This window comes from Ornithinimicrobium sp., assembly GCF_051004135.1.
Taxonomy (GTDB): Bacteria; Actinomycetota; Actinomycetes; order Actinomycetales; family Dermatophilaceae; genus Ornithinicoccus.
The window spans coordinates 1-18,194 of record NZ_JBPCKQ010000202.1; the positions used below are offsets into that span (position 1 = coordinate 1).

General features: G+C 71.2%; 19 protein-coding genes and 1 pseudogene. 5 read left to right on the top strand and 15 right to left on the bottom strand.

What is annotated here, in order from left to right; all coding sequences use genetic code 11:
- Positions 1 to 158 precede the first annotated feature (158 nt).
- The 4 genes from ACR2FV_RS14160 to ACR2FV_RS14175 all read right to left on the bottom strand — a co-directional run bounded on the left by ACR2FV_RS14160 (position 159) and on the right by ACR2FV_RS14175 (position 5,615).
- Positions 159 to 2,897 carry a cell wall-binding repeat-containing protein gene (locus tag ACR2FV_RS14160; RefSeq protein WP_434016340.1) on the bottom strand — a complete coding sequence of 913 codons (2,739 nt, stop codon included), beginning with the start codon at positions 2,895 to 2,897 and terminating at the stop codon, positions 159 to 161.
- A 152-nt stretch (positions 2,898 to 3,049) separates the two neighbouring features.
- Complete coding sequence (locus ACR2FV_RS14165) at positions 3,050 to 4,081, bottom strand: sensor histidine kinase (protein WP_434016341.1); 1,032 nt, start codon at positions 4,079 to 4,081, stop codon at positions 3,050 to 3,052.
- Positions 4,078 to 4,776, bottom strand: a complete 699-nt coding sequence (locus ACR2FV_RS14170) for a response regulator transcription factor (RefSeq protein WP_434016342.1) — start codon at positions 4,774 to 4,776, stop codon at positions 4,078 to 4,080. Before ACR2FV_RS14170 ends, ACR2FV_RS14165 begins: the two co-directional genes overlap by 4 nt.
- 65 nt (positions 4,777 to 4,841) lie before the next feature.
- On the bottom strand, positions 4,842 to 5,615 hold the full coding sequence (locus ACR2FV_RS14175) for a VOC family protein (RefSeq protein ID WP_434016343.1): 774 nt from the start codon (positions 5,613 to 5,615) through the stop codon (positions 4,842 to 4,844).
- A 112-nt stretch (positions 5,616 to 5,727) separates the two neighbouring features.
- Here ACR2FV_RS14175 and ACR2FV_RS14180 point away from each other — a divergent pair, with 112 nt between their 5' ends.
- A complete protein-coding gene (locus ACR2FV_RS14180; RefSeq protein ID WP_434016344.1) occupies positions 5,728 to 6,873 on the top strand; it encodes a dipeptidase in 1,146 nt (381 codons plus the stop codon).
- Between the two features lie 111 nt (positions 6,874 to 6,984).
- Here ACR2FV_RS14180 and ACR2FV_RS14185 read toward each other — a convergent pair whose 3' ends face one another.
- The 4 genes from ACR2FV_RS14185 to ACR2FV_RS14200 all read right to left on the bottom strand — a co-directional run bounded on the left by ACR2FV_RS14185 (position 6,985) and on the right by ACR2FV_RS14200 (position 9,436).
- Complete coding sequence (locus ACR2FV_RS14185; RefSeq protein WP_434016345.1) at positions 6,985 to 7,554, bottom strand: hypothetical protein; 570 nt, start codon at positions 7,552 to 7,554, stop codon at positions 6,985 to 6,987.
- Positions 7,551 to 7,682, bottom strand: coding sequence for a hypothetical protein (locus tag ACR2FV_RS14190; protein WP_434016346.1), 132 nt, complete (start codon positions 7,680 to 7,682; stop codon positions 7,551 to 7,553). The genes ACR2FV_RS14185 and ACR2FV_RS14190 overlap by 4 nt, the downstream gene beginning before the upstream one ends.
- Before the next feature lie 128 nt (positions 7,683 to 7,810).
- On the bottom strand, positions 7,811 to 8,617 hold the full coding sequence (locus tag ACR2FV_RS14195; RefSeq protein ID WP_434016347.1) for a YsnF/AvaK domain-containing protein: 807 nt from the start codon (positions 8,615 to 8,617) through the stop codon (positions 7,811 to 7,813).
- 99 nt (positions 8,618 to 8,716) lie between these two features.
- The gene (locus ACR2FV_RS14200; RefSeq protein WP_434016348.1) at positions 8,717 to 9,436 is read right to left on the bottom strand and encodes a TetR/AcrR family transcriptional regulator C-terminal domain-containing protein; all 720 of its coding nucleotides are present in this window, start codon (positions 9,434 to 9,436) and stop codon (positions 8,717 to 8,719) included.
- A gap of 143 nt (positions 9,437 to 9,579) precedes the next feature.
- Here ACR2FV_RS14200 and ACR2FV_RS14205 point away from each other — a divergent pair, with 143 nt between their 5' ends.
- Positions 9,580 to 10,389, top strand: coding sequence for a mechanosensitive ion channel family protein (locus tag ACR2FV_RS14205; RefSeq protein ID WP_434016349.1), 810 nt, complete (start codon positions 9,580 to 9,582; stop codon positions 10,387 to 10,389).
- Here ACR2FV_RS14205 and ACR2FV_RS14210 read toward each other — a convergent pair.
- From ACR2FV_RS14210 to ACR2FV_RS14230, 5 genes are read right to left on the bottom strand one after another with little or no spacing between them, the layout of a single operon-like run.
- On the bottom strand, positions 10,275 to 11,276 hold the full coding sequence (locus ACR2FV_RS14210) for a putative hydro-lyase (protein ID WP_434016350.1): 1,002 nt from the start codon (positions 11,274 to 11,276) through the stop codon (positions 10,275 to 10,277). The genes ACR2FV_RS14205 and ACR2FV_RS14210 overlap by 115 nt on opposite strands.
- Positions 11,264 to 12,130 carry a biotin-dependent carboxyltransferase family protein gene (locus tag ACR2FV_RS14215; RefSeq protein ID WP_434016351.1) on the bottom strand — a complete coding sequence of 289 codons (867 nt, stop codon included), beginning with the start codon at positions 12,128 to 12,130 and terminating at the stop codon, positions 11,264 to 11,266. Before ACR2FV_RS14215 ends, ACR2FV_RS14210 begins: the two co-directional genes overlap by 13 nt.
- Positions 12,127 to 12,780, bottom strand: coding sequence for a 5-oxoprolinase subunit B family protein (locus tag ACR2FV_RS14220; protein ID WP_434016352.1), 654 nt, complete (start codon positions 12,778 to 12,780; stop codon positions 12,127 to 12,129). Before ACR2FV_RS14220 ends, ACR2FV_RS14215 begins: the two co-directional genes overlap by 4 nt.
- Positions 12,777 to 13,562 (bottom strand): LamB/YcsF family protein, encoded by a 786-nt coding sequence (locus ACR2FV_RS14225; protein WP_434016353.1) that lies wholly within the window; start codon positions 13,560 to 13,562, stop codon positions 12,777 to 12,779. The genes ACR2FV_RS14220 and ACR2FV_RS14225 overlap by 4 nt, the downstream gene beginning before the upstream one ends.
- On the bottom strand, positions 13,510 to 14,454 hold the full coding sequence (locus ACR2FV_RS14230) for a DMT family transporter (RefSeq protein WP_434016354.1): 945 nt from the start codon (positions 14,452 to 14,454) through the stop codon (positions 13,510 to 13,512). The genes ACR2FV_RS14225 and ACR2FV_RS14230 overlap by 53 nt, the downstream gene beginning before the upstream one ends.
- On the opposite strand from ACR2FV_RS14230, the pseudogene ACR2FV_RS14235 reads away from it, so the two are divergent.
- Positions 14,407 to 14,703 (top strand): annotated as a pseudogene (locus ACR2FV_RS14235) (LysR substrate-binding domain-containing protein); the annotation flags it as partial. The gene ACR2FV_RS14230 and the pseudogene ACR2FV_RS14235 overlap by 48 nt on opposite strands.
- Before the next feature lie 314 nt (positions 14,704 to 15,017).
- Here ACR2FV_RS14235 and ACR2FV_RS14240 read toward each other — a convergent pair.
- A complete protein-coding gene (locus ACR2FV_RS14240) occupies positions 15,018 to 15,938 on the bottom strand; it encodes an oxidoreductase (RefSeq protein WP_434016355.1) in 921 nt (306 codons plus the stop codon).
- A 4-nt stretch (positions 15,939 to 15,942) separates the two neighbouring features.
- Positions 15,943 to 16,401, bottom strand: a complete 459-nt coding sequence (locus ACR2FV_RS14245; protein WP_434016356.1) for a TspO/MBR family protein — start codon at positions 16,399 to 16,401, stop codon at positions 15,943 to 15,945.
- Between the two features lie 23 nt (positions 16,402 to 16,424).
- Here ACR2FV_RS14245 and ACR2FV_RS14250 point away from each other — a divergent pair, with 23 nt between their 5' ends.
- Positions 16,425 to 17,384 carry an aminotransferase class IV gene (locus tag ACR2FV_RS14250; RefSeq protein ID WP_434016357.1) on the top strand — a complete coding sequence of 320 codons (960 nt, stop codon included), beginning with the start codon at positions 16,425 to 16,427 and terminating at the stop codon, positions 17,382 to 17,384.
- Entirely contained in the window at positions 17,381 to 18,136 is a 756-nt protein-coding gene (locus ACR2FV_RS14255; protein ID WP_434016358.1) for an HAD family hydrolase, read from the top strand. Before ACR2FV_RS14250 ends, ACR2FV_RS14255 begins: the two co-directional genes overlap by 4 nt.
- Positions 18,137 to 18,194: the final 58 nt, after the last annotated feature.

The window sequence follows — 18,194 nt, forward strand, 5'->3', positions numbered from 1 at the left end:
TGTCGATGCTCCCTGGGGTTGTTGGGGGACGCGGGGCATGCTCCCCGATTCCCTGGTCTCCGGAGACGACGAAGGGCCACACCCTTCGCGATGATGGGGGCGGCCCTGACGCTCTGTGACGCGCTCAGTCGGTCATGACCGACCGAGCGGGCCGACGGTCACAGACCGTCGACACGGTCCGCCGGTGCGGTCAGACCCGGGTTGTTCTGCAGGTACTCCACCAGGTTGGCCAGGTCCTCCGGCCCACCGAGCAGGTTGGTGCCGCGGGTGAACGCAGTGAAGTCGTCGCCGCCCTCCTGCAGGAAGTTGAGCGTCGAGACTCGGTAGGTGGCTCCGAGGTCCAGCGGGACGCCGTTCAGCTCCATACCGCTGACCTTGGAGCCCTGCGCCGCAGCTGCGTCCCAGGTGTAGCTGAAGCCCTCGGAGACACCCAGCGCAAGCTGCTGCCGGCTGCGGTCCGGGTTGAACTGCTGCTCCAGCACATCCTTGATGTCCTGACCCGTCATGTCGACCGAGACCAGGATGTTGCCGAACGGCATGACCGCGAAGGCCTCGGCGTAGGTGATCTCACCGGCCGCCTCACCGTTGGTGATCTGGTTTACGAGCAGCTCGGCCCGCACACCGCCGACGTTCATGAACGAGATCTGCGCCCCACCCTCGTCGGCGCCGTCGGTCCCGAACAGGATCGAGTCGGCGATCAGGTCGGCCAGCGGCGTCTCCATGTCGCGGTCCGTGCTGGAGTCACCGGTGATGTCCTCGGCGACGGTGCCGACGACCTCGGCGGCGACCTCGTCGGACTTGTCCGCCCACTTGGCGATCAGGTCGGTCATCGCCGGGTCGGCGACAACGTCCTGGGTGACCAGCACGTTGCCGGCGTTGGTGCGCTCCCGGATCACGTCACCGCTGGCCCGGCTCAGCACCAGGTTCGTCTCGGTGACCACCCTGCCGTACTGGTTGGCGCTGGTCACCAGTCGCGGCTGGCCCGCCGGGTCGGCGATCTTGCAGACGTAGGGCTCGTGGGTGTGCCCGGTCACCACCATGTCGATGGCCGGGTCGAGCTGCTCGGCGATGTCCACGATGGGACCGGAGATGCCGTCACAGCCGTTGTAGAAGCCCTCGACGAAGCCGCCCTCGTGCAGCAGCACGACGATCGACTCCACACCCTCGCCCTGCAGCTCGGCAGCCTGGGCGTTGGCGGTCTCCACCTCGTCGAGGAAGTCGACCGTGTCGACCCCGCCCGGGCTGACCAGGCTGGGGGTGGCCTCAAGGGTCATCCCGATGAAGCCGACCGGCACGCCGGCGACCTCCTGGGTGTAGGTCGGCGGGAGCAACGGCTGGCCGTCGTCCTTGTTGACCACGTTGGCCGCGAGCCACGGGAAGTCGGCGCCGGCATACGGGTCGTTCGGGAAGTAGCAGCCGTCGTCGGGGTGACAGCCGCCCTCCTGCATCCGCAGCAGCTCCTCGGTGCCCTCGTCGAACTCGTGGTTGCCGACGCTGCTGACGTCCAGGCCCATCAGGTTGAGGCTCTCCACCGACGGCTCGTCATGGAAGATCCCGGACAGGAACGGCGAGCCGCCGATGAGGTCACCGGCAGCGACCGTCATGGTCTGGTCGGGCAGCGACGTCGAGCGCAGCAGGTCCAAGGTGGTGGACAGGTATTCTGCCCCGCCCACGATGTTCTGGTCGGGGTCCTCGTCCTCGTCGAGCGTGGCGTCCTCGTCCTCGAGGTGGCCGTGGTAGTCGTTGAACGACAGCACCTGCAGGTGGGCAAAGTCGATTGCCTGCGCGAGGAGGGGCTCCAGCTGCCGGGCGACGTCGTCGTCGATCGCCGCGGGGCCACCCAGGAGGGTGATGCCCTGCGGGGACAGCCGGACGTCGAGGACCAGCTCGGTCACCTCGGGCACCTCTGCCTGCTTGGTCAGCAGAAGCGGCACGCCCTCGAAGCCGGCCAGCGCCGACCCGGTCAGCGCGTCGGGGTAGTCGAGCCCGGTCGCGAGGTATGCGGTGTCCAGGTCCGGCTCGTAGCCTTCGGCGATCAGGCCGGCCGTCTCGTAGCGGTCGACACCGCCCAGCCGGGCGGTGTCGGGCACGATCGCCGTGACGCTGTCGAGCACCGTGTCGCTCACCGCGGCAGAGCCGCCGAAGACGACGACGGACCGGGGTTCCAGGTCGGTCAGTGCCTGGGCCGTCGCGTCGCTGAGCTCGTCGCCGTCGGTCAGCAGGATCGGAGCACCGGAGCGCCCGGCCACAGCGCCACCGGTCAGCGCGTCGGGGAAGTTCTCGCCCGTCGCCAGGAAGACGACCGGCAGGCCCGTCGGGTACTGCTCGGCGATAGCAGCCGAGGTGGCGTAGCGGTCCTCGCCGGCCAGCCGCTCGACGTCGGCGTAGGCCTCCAGCGCGGTCTGCACGTCGCCGTTGACCGCCGCCTCACCGCCGACGATGATGATCTGGGTGGGCTCCAGCGCCTCGATCGCGTCGATCGTCGCCTCCGGGAGCGCGTCCTGCTCGGTGAGCAGCACGGGGGCGGGCACACCGGAGCCGTCCACCTGGGGCCAGGCCTGGCCGTCCCCGCTCGGCACCGAGCCGGCTGGAGAGCCGGCACTCAGCGCGTCGGGGAAGAGCTCGCCGGTGGCGATGTAGACGGTCTCGACGCTCTCGGGATACTCCGCGGCGACCAGCGCGGCCGTCTCGTAGCGGTCCTCACCCCCGATCCGCTCGACCTCGCCACCGGGCAGCGCGGGCTCGGCAGCCGGCAGCGGGCTGGTCACCGCAGAGGAAGGCTCCGAGCTGGTGGCGGCCGAGGTGGGCAGGGTGGCGGCCGCGGTGACCGCGGCCGCAAGAGTCGCTGCCGAGGCGAGGGCAAGGCCTCGTCTGGGCGCGGAATGTCCGGAATTCATCTGGCGGTGGCTCCTTCGGTCGTCCCCGGTCACGGGTTGGTGGGCGCAGCGGTGCGACCTCCCACGGTCAAGATAGTCCGCTCGCGGACGTGCGCAAGGGGTAACCGCATAACGACTGGGTGAACTCTGTGCGACTCCTGCGCCCCGGAAGCTCAGCGGGCGGGGCGGACCGGCAGCCGTAGGGTCACGCGGCACCCGTCGCCGTGGTTGGCCAGGTCGACGCCCCCATCGTGATCCTCGGCGATCGCCCGCGCGATCGTCATACCCACTCCGGCCCCGGCCACGGCTCCCGGCGTCCGCGGTGCGCTCCCCCGCCAACCCGGCTCGAAGACGCGCTCCAGGTCGTCGCCCCGCAGACCGCCGCACGTGTCATCGACCTGCAGGTATGCCGTGCCCCTCCCCGCCCCGGTGCCCTCGGCCCGCACCGCCACGCGGACCTCTCCCTCGGCGCGCGTGTAGAGGATGGCGTTGCGCACGATGTTGGCCACGGCCCGTTCGATGCGGCCGGCGTCGACCACCAGCGGCACGGGCTCCTCGGCCTCGACCCGCAGCCGAACCCCTGCTCGCTCGGCCACCGGCACCTGCCCCTGGACGATGTCGCGGGTCAGCTCGGCCAGGTCGACCTGCTCGCGTGCCCCCCCGGAGCCACCCTGTTGCAGGGCCGACATCTCCAGCAGGTCATCGACCATGCGGGTCATCCGGTCGCTCTCCCGCCGGATGCGGCGGTGATAGTCCGTCGGGTCCGCCACCAACCCGTCCTCGAGCGCCTCGGCCATCACCCGGATCCCGGCCAGCGGGGACTTCAGGTCGTGCGAGGCCCAGGTGACCATCTCCCGGCGACTGGCCGCCAACGCCGCCTGGCGATCCCCCTGGGCCTGTGCCGCCGCGGCCTGCTGGTCGATCCGCCGCACGGCTCGGTAGCCGAGCAGGCCACAGGCCAGGGCCACCGGCACGGAGGCGGCGAGCAACAGCGCGACGATGGCGACGTCGTCGTCGGACAGGAACATCGCGCGGGCACTGACCAGCACGCCCCCGGCGATGCTCGCCACGACGACGACGGGGCTGACCAGGATGGCCGAGGCGACCGAGCGGCGCGCGAGCAGGACCGTGCCCCACGCCCCGAGGGCTCCGACGACGCCGGCCGTGCCGGCGGCGAGCGCCACCGCGCTGACCTCAGGGATCACCGCGGACGGTCCCAGCGGTAGCCGGCGCCCCAGACGGTGACGATGCGGGTGGGCGAGGCCGGGTCCGGCTCGATCTTGTTGCGCAGTCGTCGCACGTGCACGGTCACCGTCGAGTCGTCGCCGAAGTCCCAGCCCCAGACCTCGCGCATCAGCGCCTCGCGCGAGCGCACCACCCCGGGGTGGCTGACGAAGTGCACGAGCAGGTCGAACTCCCGCCCGGTCAGCGCCAGCGGGTCACCCCTCCGGGTGGCTGTGCGTGCCGCCGGGTCGATGACCAGGTCTCCGTCGCGCAGCAGCTCCCCGACGAGCTGTCCCGGCGCAGCCTCGTGCTCACTCACGCGGCGCAGCAGACCCTGCACCCGCAGCACCAGCTCGCGAGCGCTGAACGGCTTGCTGACGTAGTCGTCCGCGCCGATCTCCAGGCCGAGCACCCGGTCCTCCTCGGCGGTCCGGGCAGTGAGCAGCACGACGGGGAGCCCCGGGTCGATGGCGCGCATCCGGCGCAGCGCCTCGATGCCGTCGATGCCCGGCAGCATCACGTCGAGCACCACCAGACGGGGCCGCTGGTCGCGCACCATCGCCACGGCGCGCAGCCCGTCGCTCGCCTGCACGGTGGGCAGGCCGGCCCGGTGCAGATAGGCCACGACCACCTCGCGCACCGTCTCGTCGTCGTCCACGACCAGGACAGAGCTCACGCCACGAGCGTAGGCGCGGCGGGCCGCGGTCTGCCTTTCGGGAGTATGACGTTCGCGGCGCCGGGTCAGCCCGGGTCGCCGGCGACGACGGTGAAGATCTCCCCGTCGGGCCCGGTCACCACAGCCATCCGGCCGAACTCGAAGTCGAACGGCTCGGCGATGACGGTGCCGCCGGCGAGGTGGACCCGCTGCGCCGCCTCGTCCGCATCGGCCACCGCGAAGGCCACCGCCCAGTGCGACGGGCGCCCCGGCTCCAGCTGGCCGACACCGCATACGGGTCGACCGTCCGGCTCAAGGGCCGCCATCGCATAGGCGGTCTCGCCCATGTCCACGTCCTGGTAGTGGTAGTCGAAGACGGTCGCATAGAACTGCTTGGCGGCCCCCAGGTCGGTCACCATGGCGTCGTTCCAGACGATCGAGCCCGGCTCGTTGACCCGGTTGGCGCCGGTGTGCTCGCCTGCCTGCCACAGGCCGAACACCGCGCCGGTCGGGTCGGCAACCAGCCCCATCGTGCCGAAGGACCCGATCTGCATCGGGGGCAGGATCGGCTGCGCACCGACGGCCGCGGCCCGCCCCATGACCTCTTCCGCGTCGGTCACCGCCAGGTAGGTCGTCCAGAAGTGCGGCGCCTCCTCCATCCCGTCCATCGGCGGGGCCATCCCGGCCACGGTCTCGCCGTCCACAATGGCGTTGCAGTAGCCGCCGAAGGCCGGGTCGCTGTCGGTGAACTCCCAGCCGAAGATCTGGCGGTAGAAGGCCTGGGAGCGCGCCAGGTCGGTCACCGAGATGTCGACCCAGGCGGGGGTGCCCGGCGCCCAGGGCTCGTGTCGCACGACCATGTCTGTCCTCCAGGAGTGGTGGGGGTGCCCGGGACGGGCACGGCATCGGGCCCACTGCTCATCCTGGCCCAGTCGGTGTGAGGTTGTCACCACCCTGCGGCACGATGGTGCCATGACATCAGATCAGCTGCCCCGGGTCGAGACTCTGCTGCGCGAGCATCCGCTCGTGGATGGTCACAACGACCTGGCCTGGGCGGCGCGCAAGCACGCGGCATACGACTGGGACGTGCTCGACATCACCCGGTCCACGGCCGGGACGACCCACACCGACCTGCCACGGCTGCGTCAAGGGTGTGTCGGGGCGCAGTTCTGGTCGGTGTTCGTCCCCTCGACCCTGCCGCCGGACCAGGCGGTCATCCAGACGCTGGAGCAGGTGGACGCGGTGCACACCATGGTGGGCCGGTATGCCGACCGGCTGGGGCTGGCGACCAGCGCCGAGCAAGTGCGGCAGGTCTTCGCCTCGGGGCGGGTGGCCTCGCTGATGGGTGCCGAGGGCGGGCACTCGATCGGCTGCTCCCTCGGCGTGCTGCGGATGCTGCACCGGCTCGGGGGGCGCTACCTGACGCTGACCCACAACGACAACACGCCCTGGGCGGACTCGGCGACGGACGAGCCGGTGCTCGGAGGGTTGAGCGAGTTCGGCCGCGAGGTGGTGCGGCAGATGAACCGGCTCGGGATGCTGGTGGACCTGTCGCACGTCTCCGCCGACACGATGCGCGACGCGCTTGCCACGAGCTCGGCGCCGGTGATCTTCAGTCACTCCGGTGCACAGGCGGTGTGCGACAGCCCGCGCAACGTGCCCGACGACGTGCTGGTCACGATGGCGCAGGCGGGTGGGACGTGCATGGCGGTCTTCGCCCCGCAGTTCGTCTCCCAGGAGGTGCGCGACTGGCGGGAGGAGGCGGCGGCGAGCGCGGCGCAGGAGGGGATCGCGGCCACCGACCTGGAGCGGTTCGAGCCGTGGATGGCCGGGCACCGGCAGCAGCATCGCGAGCCCCAGGCGACCCTGGCGCAGGTGGTGGAGCACCTGGAGCACCTGCGGGAGGTCGCCGGGGTGGAGCACATCGGCATCGGCGGCGACTACGACGGGGTGTCGACGCTGCCGATGGGGCTGGAGGACGTGTCGCGCTACCCGCACCTCTTCGCGGCGCTAGCGGAGCGCGGCTGGTCCGACGCCGACCTGGTGGCGGTGGCCGGCGGCAACGTGCTGCGGACCCTGGCCGACGCCGAGGACGTCGCCCGCGGCCCCGCGGGATAGGTCACACACCAGCTCCCGGAGGTTCAGACGGTCAACCTCATACGGAATGTGCGCTATCACGCACATTCCGTATGACGTTATCCGCCAGCTCGGGCCGGCTGGGCTCTCGCTCTAGCGGCCCAGGCCGGCCTTGTCGACCTTGCGGTGGAACCGCATACCGGCCAGCCCGCCCAGGATCGCAGCGATCAGGGTGACCAGCGCGATCGCAACGGCCGCGATGATGCCACCGGTGGTCAGGTCACCTTCGTTGACCGGGATCCGCGGGAAGCTGTTGAGCTGGGCCAGGATGTCGTACTGGCTGCCCGCCACGAGGCCCACGACCGCGAGCACGATCGCGATGAACAGTGCCCACAGCCACACGGCCAGGCCCTGCTTGGCGCCGTTGAACCGGGCCATCCGCCCGGCGACGTATCCACCGCAGAAGTAGGCGATGAACAGAATGACCAGCAGCACGATGCCGCCGACGATGCCCACGGTGCCGGCCTGTTGGGTGGCGCTGTCGGTGGCCTGGTCGACGGTGGTGCTGCTCAGCCCTATGGCGGTCCCGACCGCCGTCAGCAAGGCGGTGAGCAGCACCGCCATGCCGGTTGCGGTCAGCCAACCGAAGAAGGCGGCGCCGAACTTGATGCCCCCGTGCTCGTCCTTCTCCCGGCCGACGACCGTCTCACGGTCCTCGGTCACGACCCGAGCTTCCCGGTCACGGTCGCGGTCGCGGTCGTGGTCGCGGTCGCGGTCGTGGTCGCGGTCGCGGTCGTGGCCGTGGCCGTGGTCGTGGCCGTGGTCGCGGTCGCGATCACCTCGGTCGTCATCGACCACCTGCCGCCTATCGCGGTCGGCCACATCCTCGTGGTCATGACGGCCGCGGTCTCGGTCCCCGCGGCCAGAGTCTCCTGTGCTGCTGCTCATGTGATTCTCCTCGTTCTAGCGGCGTCCGGTTCTAGCGGCGTCCGGATCGGTCGTTGTCGGGCAGGTCTTCCTCGATGTGCTCCTTGCGGACCTCCTCGGTGACCTCCTGCTGGTCGGTCACGGTCTCGGTGTCCATCCGCACCCGCTCAACGGGGACGGTCTCCTTGTCCACCACGACGCGCTCCTCGTCCAGGACCACCTCGTGCTCCTCCTCGGAGATCTCCTTGCCGGCCATCGCCTTGTCGCGGTTGGTGTCCGTGATGGGCTCGCGCTCGACGTGGACCTCCTCGTGCCGCACAGGCACGGTCTTGGTGACCTCCTCGCTGACGACGTACTTGCGCAACCGGGCCTTGCCGGTGTCCACCTTCTGGGTCCCCACGCGCACCTGCTCCTCCGAGCGGGTCATCGCGTCATCGGTGTCCGGGCCGGAGGTGTCGTGGCCGTCGTCGCCGAAGCCTTGGTCCTCGCTGCCCGTGGTGTCCACCGTGTCCGTCGTCGAGCGGTCGCTGTCCCCGTCGCCGGTGGACAGACCGTAGTAGCGGTAGAGCTCCTGCTCCTGCTCGGGCGAGAGGTGTCCGTCGCCGTCGTCCACCCGGGGGGCGTCCTTGATCTTGTCCTTGCCGTAGGGGACGGTGACCTCGGTGCCGGACGCCCGGGCGTCCCGGATCGGGATGAAGGTCTCGGAGCCTCCGAGCAGTCCCGTCTTGGCGGTGACCCACTCGGGGTTGCCGCTCGTGTCGTCCAGGTAGACTTGGCCGATCTTGCCGATCTTGTCACCGGACTCGTCCATCACGACCCCACCGTCGAGCAGGGCGGGGATATCGTCGTTGCTGATCATGTCTGCCTCTCTTGATCGTGGTGTCCAGGCCACACGGGTCCCCGACCAATCAGAACCTTACGTCGTAAGTCGACCTGGTGCGCGATGAACCAGCTCATGCTACTGCGACATCTCCAGCTCCAGCCGGTCCAGCAGAGTCTCCAGCCCGATTTCGAACTCCTCGTCGCTGTGGTCTTCGCTCAGCATCGATCGTAAGCGCGCGATGACCGGCGCCTCCCGCAGGTCCACCTCGCCGTCCCGCTGCGGGATGTCGGCGCCACCCTCGTCGAGCGGCTCCTCCACCGGCGCAGTGGCCGCACCCCGCGTCGCCGCCTCCAGCAGCAGCTGGCCGAGCAGGAAGCTGCTGAAGGCCCGGTATGCCGCCACGAGCTGTCCATCGTCGAAACCGTGCCCGGACAGGGTGGACAGGAAGTCCTCCACGAGCTCCAGGCTGCGCAGCGGCGGCCGAAGCCATGGGGTGGCCGGGTGCCGGGTGGCGACCAGAGGGAAGGCGGAGGGATGGTCTACCGCGATCTGCCGCACAGCGTGGGCCAGCGTCTGCAGGTAGCCCTGCCAGCTCCCGGACACCTCGTCGTCCAGCCGGTCCTTGATGCCGTCCAGGAGGTGCGCCACCACGGCCTCGAGGAGATCCTCCCGGCCCGTGACGTAGCGGTAGAGCGACATGGCCTCCACACCCAGCCGCTGACCCAGCCCGCGCATGGTCAGCCCCTCGGCCCCCGAGTCGTCGATGGCGTCCAATGCCGCGTGCACGATGGCCGCACGATCCAGCGGTCTGCGTGCTTCGCCACCGTCGTGCTCTGCAACCTGATCAGCGCTCATGAGCTCGGCATCCTCGCAATCCTCGGCGGGTCCGCGCGCTGCCGCGCCGCGGTGGGTCTACAGCGTAGGGTTAAATCGACCACAGCGCCTTACGGCGTAAACAGGGGGCTAGCCCCTCCCGTGAACAACTAAAAGGAGTCTCCATGGAAGACGCACTCACAGACGGACTGGCCACCGTGGCCGAGTTCGTGCCCAAGCTGATCCTGTTCCTCGTCATCCTGCTGGTGGGATGGCTGATCGCGAAGGTCCTGGCCAAGGCCATCGACAAGGTCTTGGAGAAGGTCGGCTTCGACCGGGCCGTCGACCGTGGCGGCATCAAGCGGGCCCTGTCCGGAAGCCAGTACGACGCCTCGAGCATCGTCGGCAAGCTGGTCTTCTACACCCTGATGCTGTTCGTCCTGCAGCTGGCCTTCGGGGTGTTCGGACCCAACCCGATCAGCGACCTGATCACCGCCGTGATCGCATTCCTGCCCAAGGTCATCGTCGCGATCATCATCGTGGTCGTCGCGGCCGCCATCGCCGCCGCCGTCCGCGAGCTGATCAGCAACACCCTGGGCGGACTGTCCTACGGCAACATCCTGGCCAACATCGCCGCCTTCTTCATCATCGGCCTGGGCATCATCGCGGCCCTCAACCAGGTCGAGATCGCCACCACCGTCACCCTCCCGGTGCTCATCACCGTGCTGGCGACGATCGGCGGCATCCTGGTCGTCGGTGTCGGCGGCGGTCTCGTCAAGCCCATGCAGCACCGGTGGGAGGGCTACCTGGAGACCATGGCCAAGGAGTCGCAGAACGTGAAGGAGGAGGCCGACCGGGCCCCCAGCGCCAAGCAGCAGGCTCAGCAGGCGAAGGCGAAGGCCGACGCGGACCAGTCGACGGAAGGGTCCACGGCAGGCGCGACGGCCGATGGTGCTGGCGCCCAGGACGTCCCCTTCGACCGCGAGACCCGCTGATCCTCGGGTCCCCTGAGCTGCGGGGTTGACCTCGAAGCCCAGGGGAACAGGCAGTCGCTGTCCCGCACGTCGGTCACCAGCATGTGCCCGGGGGCGTGGGTGATCGCCAGCTCGGGCCGGGACTCCATCACCATCGCCTGGGGGGTGACCCCGCAGGCCCAGAACACCGGCTCATCGCCCGGCTCCAGCAGAGGCGGGTGACCGAAGTCGGGGTGGTCCAGGTCCCCGATGCCCAGCACGGCCGGGTCGCCCACGTGCACCGGCGCCCCGTGCACCATCGGGTAGCGCCCGGAGATCTGCACGGCGTCGGCGACCCGGTCGGCGGGGATCCCGCGTAGCGACACGACCAAGGGCCCGGCCAGTGCGCCCGCGGGACGGCAGCGCCGGGTGGTGCGGTACATCGCCACGTTGCGGCCGGCGGTGAGGTGGCGCACCGGCACACCCGCGGCCAGCAGCGGATGCTCGAAGGTGAACGAGCAGCCGATCACGAACGTCACCAGATCCTCGCGCCACACTGCGCGGGCGTCGGTGATCTCCTCGACCAGCTCGCCGTGCCGGTAGACGCGGTATGCGGGCAGGTCGGTGCGGATGTCGGCGTGCGGACCGGTCAGCACCCCCGCGGCCTCGCTGGATACCTGGCCCGCCTCGATGACGTCGAGCACCGGGCACGGCTTGGGGTTGCGCTGGGCGAACAGCAGCATGTCGAAGGCCAGCTCGCGCGGCACGGCGATGACGTTGGCCTGGGCGTACCCAGCACACCAGCCCGAGGTCGGCGCGATCAGCCCGGCGGCAAACCTCCTCCGTGCCTCCGCGGGCTCCAGCGCTGCCACCTCGTGACTGGCGTGCTGCCTGCCCTCACCCACTCCGGCGTCGCTCAGTGCCGCCATCGCAGCCGCACCTCCTGCCCCGGCTGCAGCTGGGCGGCGCGGTCGACATCGGTCGAGGTCACCACGGCGATCACCGGATACCCGCCGGTCACCGGATGGTCGGCCAGGAACAGCACCGGCTGCCCGCTGGGCGGCACCTGCAGGCAGCCGCGGACCATGCCCTCGCTGGGCAGCTCCTGATCCTGATGATCGGCCGTGCGGGCCAGCGGCTCGCCCTCCAGACGGACCCCCACGCGGTTGCTGTCGGAGGAGACCTGCCAGGTCTGCTCGAGGAGCATCGCAGCGTCGGCGAACCAGTCGAGCCGCGGACCGGGCAGCACGTCGAGCACCACCTGCCCCCCGAAGGGCAGCTCGACGGGGGCGACGTCGACGTTGGGGAACTCGCCGAGGTAGTCGGCCACCGACAGCACGTCGCCGGCACGCACCGGGTCCGGCCCGAGACCGGACAGGGTGTCGGTCGAGGCCGAGCCGAGCACCGTGGGCACACCCAGCCCACCGCGCACGCTCACATACGTGCGCAACCCGGCGGACGGCATACCCAGGCGCAGCACCTGCCCGTCGTCGAGGTGCAGCGGCGCGGCGTGTGGCACCGAGTGGTCGTCGACGCTCGCCGGTGCGGCCGCTCCGGTCAGCGCCAGGGTCAGGTTGCCCACGATCCGCGCGGCCAGACCACCGAGCACGACCTCCAAGGCGGCCCGGCCCTCGGAGTGGGCGACAAGTCGGGCCCCCAACCGGTATGCCGTCCGGTCGGCGGCGCCCGAGCGGCCCACCCCGAGCGCGGCGAACCCAGGGCGCCCGAGGTCCTGCACCAGCGTGAGCGGACCCGTCGCCAGGATCTCCAGGGCGCCGCTCACCCCTGGCCCCCGACCTCGACGAAGCGCACCCGGCTGCCGGGATGCAGCAGCGCCGGGGGGTCCCGGTCGCTGTCCCACATCGGGTCCTCGGTGCTGCCGATCAGCTGCCAGCCACCCGGCGACTCCCGCGGGTAGACCGAGCTGAACTCCCCGGCGAGGCCGACCGACCCGGCGGGAACCTTGGTGCGTGGCTCGTCGCGGCGCGGGACGTGCAACCGGTCGTCCTCGCCGACGAGGTAGCCGAAGCCGGGAGCAAAACCGAAGAACCCGACGCGCCAGGTCTGCCCGGTGTGCGCGGAGACCACCTCGTCGCGACTGAGCCCGGTGTGCGCAGCGACGTCGTCGAGGTCGGGACCGTCGTAGCGCACCTGGAGCTCGACGACCTCCCCGTCGCCGCGATCGGGGACGCCCCCCTCGAGAGCGCCCGCCGCACCCATCGCCTCTTCGCCCAGCCGGGACAGATCGGCGCCCGCCCCGACGACGAACAGCACGGTCCGGGCCGCCGGCACCATGTCCTGGACGCCTGCCCACACACCGGAGCCCGCGTCCAGGCGGGGCCGGAGCACGGCGTCCAGCGCCACGACCTGCTCGATGTCGTCGAGCTCGATGAGCACGGCGTGCTCACCCATCGGCCGCAGCGTCGGGGTCATCGCCGACCCGAGTCCGGGTCGGCGGGCCCGGTGCGGATGAACGGCGCGATCTCGACCCCGGCCCCGGTGAGCGCCTCGCGGACTGCGCGGGCCATGGCCACGGCTCCGGGCGAGTCGCCGTGCGTGCAGATCGACTGTGCGCGGACCTCCACGTCGGAGCCGTCGTCGGCCTTGATCCGCCCTTCGGTGGCCAGGCGCACCATCCGCTCCGCGACCTCCTCGGGGTCGTGCAGCAGTGCGCCGGCCTGCCCTCGGGGCACCAACCGGCCCTGCGCGGTGTAGCCGCGGTCGGCGAACGCCTCGGTGACGGTGCGCAGCCCGGCCTGCTCGGCAAGCCGCAGGCTGGCCGCCCCCGGCAGGCCCATGACCGGCAACGACGGGTCGTATGCCGTGACCGCCGCGACGAGCGCCGCCGCCTGGTCCTCGTGCTCGGCGACCGCGTGGTAGAGCGCACCGTGCGGCTTGACGTAGCCGACCCGGGTGCCGGCGACCCGGCACATGGCCTCCAGGGCGCCCAGCTGGTAGAGCACATCGGCGGTCAGCTCTGCCGGGTCCATCGCGATGTAGCGGCGACCGAAGCCGGCCAGGTCGCGGTAGGACACCTGGGCGCCGACGACGACACCGCGTTGTGCCGCGGCTGCGCAGGTGCGCTGCAGGGTCAGCGCGTCGCCGGCGTGGAAGCCGCAGGCGACGTTGGCACTGGTGACCAGGTCGAGCATCGCCTCGTCGTCACCGAGGCGCCAGGTGCCGAAGGACTCCCCCAAGTCGGAGTTGAGGTCCATCCAGGGCACCATGGGCCCAGCGTCCCACCGAGCGGGCCGGTCGCCAACCCCGGCCGGCTCCCGCGGCCAACACCATGGCCCCCAGGACCAGCACGGCCCCGACGAGCTGGCTCGGCGCCAACCGCTCACCCATCAGCAGCACCCCGAGCAGGACGGCGAGCACGGGGTTCAGGGTGACCAGCGTCGCGGAGCGGTGCGCCGCCATCCGAGCTGAGCCGGCGTTGATCAGGATCCAGGCGAAGACCTGCCCGGTGAGTGCCAACGACACCAGCCAGCCCCAGCTCGCGGCCGGCAGGTGCAGGTCCACCCCGGTGGTCGGCACGGCCAGGAGCGCTGCCGTCATGGCCGCAGCGAGCGAGGCCAGGCACACCGCAGTCACCGGGTGGGCGCGGCCACGCCCGGAGCCCGCTCTGCGACGGCTCAGGTAGAGGTAGCCCGCGAAGGCCAGCCCGGCGGTCGCACCGAGCACGGCACCTACGCCATACCCGACGCTGGCGACCGGCCCTGCGTGTGCCGCCGGCAGCGCGATGCCACCCGTGAGCGCGACCCCGGCCAGCAGCACCGGCGCCGCGACCACGAAGCCAGGACTGACCTGCTGCCGGTCCAGCCCCCACGCCAGCAGGGGGAAGGCGATGACCTGGGTGCTGAGCAACAGGGAGGCCACGCCGCCCCCCACGGCCGCGATGCTCTCGGTGTAGAGCATCAGGTCGACCCCGAGCAGGACCCCGGCCAACACCGAGCCGACCACGAGGCGCCGAGGCCGCTCGACCACGCCGTCCAAGAGGTCGCGGGTCTGCACGGCGAGGTGGCCGGCCCGCTGCGACTGGGCAGTGTCAATGCCACGATGCGCGAGATCGTGCCTCCCGCGGTCCAGCGCCTCCTTGCGGATCACCCCCGGCTGGAGATCTCCGCCCAGGACGGTGTGGCCAGCACCTTCCTGCCGCTGCTGCGCTCCGGGGACCTGGACGTCGTGATCGCCGAGTCCTGGGAGAACCGGCGCCTCAGCGTGCCGCCCGGGATCACCCTCGAACGGCTGCTGGAGGAGGAGGTGGATCTCGCGGTGCCGGCTGGTCACGCCCTGGCCGACCGCGGATCGAGCGACCTGTCCGACCTGTCGGACGAGCCGTGGATCGCCTGCCCGGCCAGCGCGGAGGCGCACCACGGCATGATCCAGGCATTGCAGGAGCGCGGCACCGAGGCCCCGGATCGCCTTCACCGTCACCGACTTCGCCACCCAGCTGGAGATCGTCCGGGCCGGTCTGGCCCTGGCGCTGGTCCCCGGATCGCCCAACCGTGGTCCAGCGGCGGCGTCGACTTCCTGCCCTGCCGGCCGGCGGTCAACCGGTCCTTCGTGGTGCTCGTCCGGGAGGGCCCGGCCCGGCCACCGGCGCAGGCCTGCCTGCCTGCAGGCGCTGAGCGCCGTGGCGGGAACCCGAGGGAGGGGACCCGTCGACCTCAGCCGCTGAGGTACTCGACGCCGGTGAGCTCCTCGGAGCGCGCCCACAGGGCCCGACCCGTGCGCACGTCATACGAGGCGGGGCTGGAGGTGACCACCACGGGGGCGCCGCGCTGCTCGCGCATCCGGTCCGGGCCGTAGAACTGACCGCCGAGCGCACCCGGGTCGGTGGCCGCCCGTAGCGTGGGCAGCGCGCCGGCTTCCGGGGACTGCGTGATCAGTGCCAGGAGCGGGCCGCGGAGCTTGCCGCTGATGGGCCCGTTGAGCAGGTGGTCGGCCAGGCCGGTGCCGGCCGACCCGGGGTGCGCCGCCAGGGAGCTCACCGGGACGCCACGCTCGGTGACACGGCGCTGCAGGTCATAGGCAAACAGCAGGTTGGCCAGCTTGGACCGCCCGTAGGCCTGCACCTTGCCGTAGCCGGGGCCGACCTGCTCGACGCGCGGCGGGTCCAGGCTTGCCCACCGGTGCGCCAAGCTGCTGACGGTCACCACCCGCGCCCCCGGCGTCGAGCTGATCAGGTCGATCAACAGCCCGGTGAGGGCGAAGTGGCCGAGGTGGTTGGTGCCGATCTGATGCTCGAAGCCGTCAGCGGTCAGCCCGGGCTCGACCATCATGATCCCGGCATTGTTGATCAGCAGGTCCAGGCGGGTATGCCGTGTGCCCACCTGCTCGGCGAAGTCGCGGACCGAGCCCAGGTCGGCCAGGTCCAGCTGCAGCACCTCGACGCCGCCCTGCCCCTGCCTGAGAGTAGCCAGCGATTGCTTGCCCCGCTCCACCTTGCGGGAGGCCAGCACGACCTGCGCACCGCGCTCGGCGAGTGCTCGCACCGTAGCCAGGCCTAGACCGGCGTTGCCGCCGGTGACGACGGCGACGCTGCCCCGCAGGTCGGGAATGTCTGCAGTCGACCAACGGCTCGGCATCGGGTCAGCGCGCGGGATTGAGGCCGGCGTAGGCCCAGGACAGGGCACCGGCGACGCTCAGCCAGACGGCATACGGCACCAGGATGAGCCCCACCCACCAGGTGACCATCCAGGCCACCACCGGCAGCGCACAGGCCAGCATCGCCGCGGCGGTCAGCGCCAGGGCCCCGGCACGCAGCCGGTGCGGGACGTAGAACAGACAGGCCCACAGCAGGGCGAGCGCCGAGGAGGCGACCAGCAGCCCGAGGAACGCCACCGCCATCGAGGAGTCGTCGGCGCGACCGACGACCCAGGCGGCGATGCCCAGGGCGAGGAAGTTCAGCGGCCAGATGACGCCGAAGACCCAGTCCGGCGGCTGCCACCTCGGCTTGACCAGCGCGGCATACCACCCCGGCTCCCGGGAGGTCCACCAGCCCGAGCCGACGGCATACAGCAGGACCACCATCAGTCCCGTCCACGCCATGACGCTCACCCTAGGGTGACCTCATGCCGCACGGAACCCACGACTACGCCGACGATCCACGCAACGCCGACATCCTGGTCTGGGTCGACGGCGACCTGGTGCCCCGCGACCTGGCGCTCGTGTCGGTGTTCGACTCGGGCTTCGTCCTCGGCGACGGGGTGTGGGAGGGACTGCGGGTGCGCGGCGGGCACCCGGCGTTCCTGGCGCAGCACCTGGACCGGCTGTGGGAGGGTGCCCGGGCGATCCTGCTCGACATCGGGATGACCCGGGTGGAGCTCACCGCCGCGATCTACGCGACGCTGCAGGCCAACGGGATGTCCGACGGCGTGCACGTGCGGCTGATGGTGACCCGCGGGCGCAAGGCCACGCCCTACCAGGACCCCCGGGTCACGATCGGCCCGGCAACGGTGGTGATCATCGCCGAGCACAAGGAGGCCATGCCGGACACGGTGCGCGACGGGATCACGCTGTTCACCACGCACGTGCGCCGGGCGACACCGGACACCCTGGACCCCCGCCTCAACGCGCACAGCAAGCTCAACGACATCACCGCCTGCATCCAGGCCTACACCGCTGGGGCCGACGAGGCGCTGATGCTCGACCCGCACGGGTTCGTGGCCACCTGCAACAGCACCCACTTCTTCATCGTCGTCGACAGTGACGACTACGACTACGGCGACGGTTCGGTACCGCAGATTTGGACTTCTGATGGCCGGTTCTGCCTGCACGGCATCACCCGCGCGACCGTGCTGCGGGTATGCCGCGGCGCCGGGATCGCCGCGTCGGAGCGGACGTTCAGCCTGACCGACGTCTACAGCGCGCGGGAGGCCTTCGTCACCGGCACCTTCGCCGGGGTGGTGCCGGTGCGCTCGGTGGACGGCCGGATGATCGGCGACGGCATGCGGGGACCAATGGTGCAGCGACTGCAGGAGCTCTACATGGCGGCCGTCGAGTCCGATGTGGCCGGCCGAGTGGCGCCGTGAGCAAGCCGGCCGGGGCGTCGACTCCGCCGCCGGTGCGCGTGGCCATGTGGTCGGGGCCACGCAACATCTCCACCGCCATGATGCGCGCCTGGGAGAACCGGCCGGACACAGTCGTCGTCGACGAGCCGCTGTATGCGGCATACCTGCACCGCACCGGACTGGACCACCCGGCCCGGGAGGAGGTCATCGCCGCCCAGCCCACCGACCTGGTGCAGGCCGTCGACGAGCTGCGGGCGCCGCTGCCGGAGGAGATCCGCGTGCACTACGCCAAGCAGATGACCCATCACCTGCTGCCACAGGACGACCTGGCCTGGACGCTGGACTTCGCCAACGTGTTGCTGATCCGTGACCCGGCCGAGGTCGTGGCGTCCTATGTGCGCTCGCGGGAGTCCTGCGAGCCCGACGACATCGGGCTGCCGCAGCAGGAGCGGCTGTGGGCGGAGTGGGGTGCGGCCGGGGTGCGGCCTCCGGTCATCGACGCCGGCGACTTTCTGCGCGACCCCGAAGTGCACCTGCGCTGGCTGTGCGGGCACCTGGGCATCGACTTCACCGACGCGATGCTGGCGTGGCCACCGGGGCCTCGGGACAGCGACGGGGTCTGGGCGCCGCACTGGTATGCCGCGGTGCAGGCCTCCACCGGGTTCGAGCCGTGGCGGCCCCGTCACGTGGACCTCGATGAGCACGACGCGGCGGTCGCGCGGGCCTGCCGACCGGCATACGAGATGCTGCGCGGGCACCGCGTGCGTCTGTAAGCCGCCGGCCCTGCAGACCGTTGTGCGCGCCGGGGCGGCCTGCGAAAACCCCACTGGG

Coding starts and splice junctions, on each gene's coding strand:
- ACR2FV_RS14160 (WP_434016340.1), bottom strand. CDS start 2,897: ATGAATTCCGGACATTCCGCGCCCAGACGAGGCCTTGCCCTCGCCTCG.
- ACR2FV_RS14175 (WP_434016343.1), bottom strand. CDS start 5,615: ATGGTCGTGCGACACGAGCCCTGGGCGCCGGGCACCCCCGCCTGGGTC.
- ACR2FV_RS14180 (WP_434016344.1), top strand. CDS start 5,728: ATGACATCAGATCAGCTGCCCCGGGTCGAGACTCTGCTGCGCGAGCAT.
- ACR2FV_RS14190 (WP_434016346.1), bottom strand. CDS start 7,682: ATGACGACCGAGGTGATCGCGACCGCGACCACGGCCACGACCACGGCC.
- ACR2FV_RS14195 (WP_434016347.1), bottom strand. CDS start 8,617: ATGATCAGCAACGACGATATCCCCGCCCTGCTCGACGGTGGGGTCGTG.
- ACR2FV_RS14200 (WP_434016348.1), bottom strand. CDS start 9,436: ATGAGCGCTGATCAGGTTGCAGAGCACGACGGTGGCGAAGCACGCAGA.
- ACR2FV_RS14205 (WP_434016349.1), top strand. CDS start 9,580: ATGGAAGACGCACTCACAGACGGACTGGCCACCGTGGCCGAGTTCGTG.
- ACR2FV_RS14210 (WP_434016350.1), bottom strand. CDS start 11,276: ATGGCGGCACTGAGCGACGCCGGAGTGGGTGAGGGCAGGCAGCACGCC.
- ACR2FV_RS14220 (WP_434016352.1), bottom strand. CDS start 12,780: ATGACCCCGACGCTGCGGCCGATGGGTGAGCACGCCGTGCTCATCGAG.
- ACR2FV_RS14225 (WP_434016353.1), bottom strand. CDS start 13,562: ATGGACCTCAACTCCGACTTGGGGGAGTCCTTCGGCACCTGGCGCCTC.
- ACR2FV_RS14240 (WP_434016355.1), bottom strand. CDS start 15,938: ATGCCGAGCCGTTGGTCGACTGCAGACATTCCCGACCTGCGGGGCAGC.
- ACR2FV_RS14245 (WP_434016356.1), bottom strand. CDS start 16,401: ATGGCGTGGACGGGACTGATGGTGGTCCTGCTGTATGCCGTCGGCTCG.
- ACR2FV_RS14250 (WP_434016357.1), top strand. CDS start 16,425: ATGCCGCACGGAACCCACGACTACGCCGACGATCCACGCAACGCCGAC.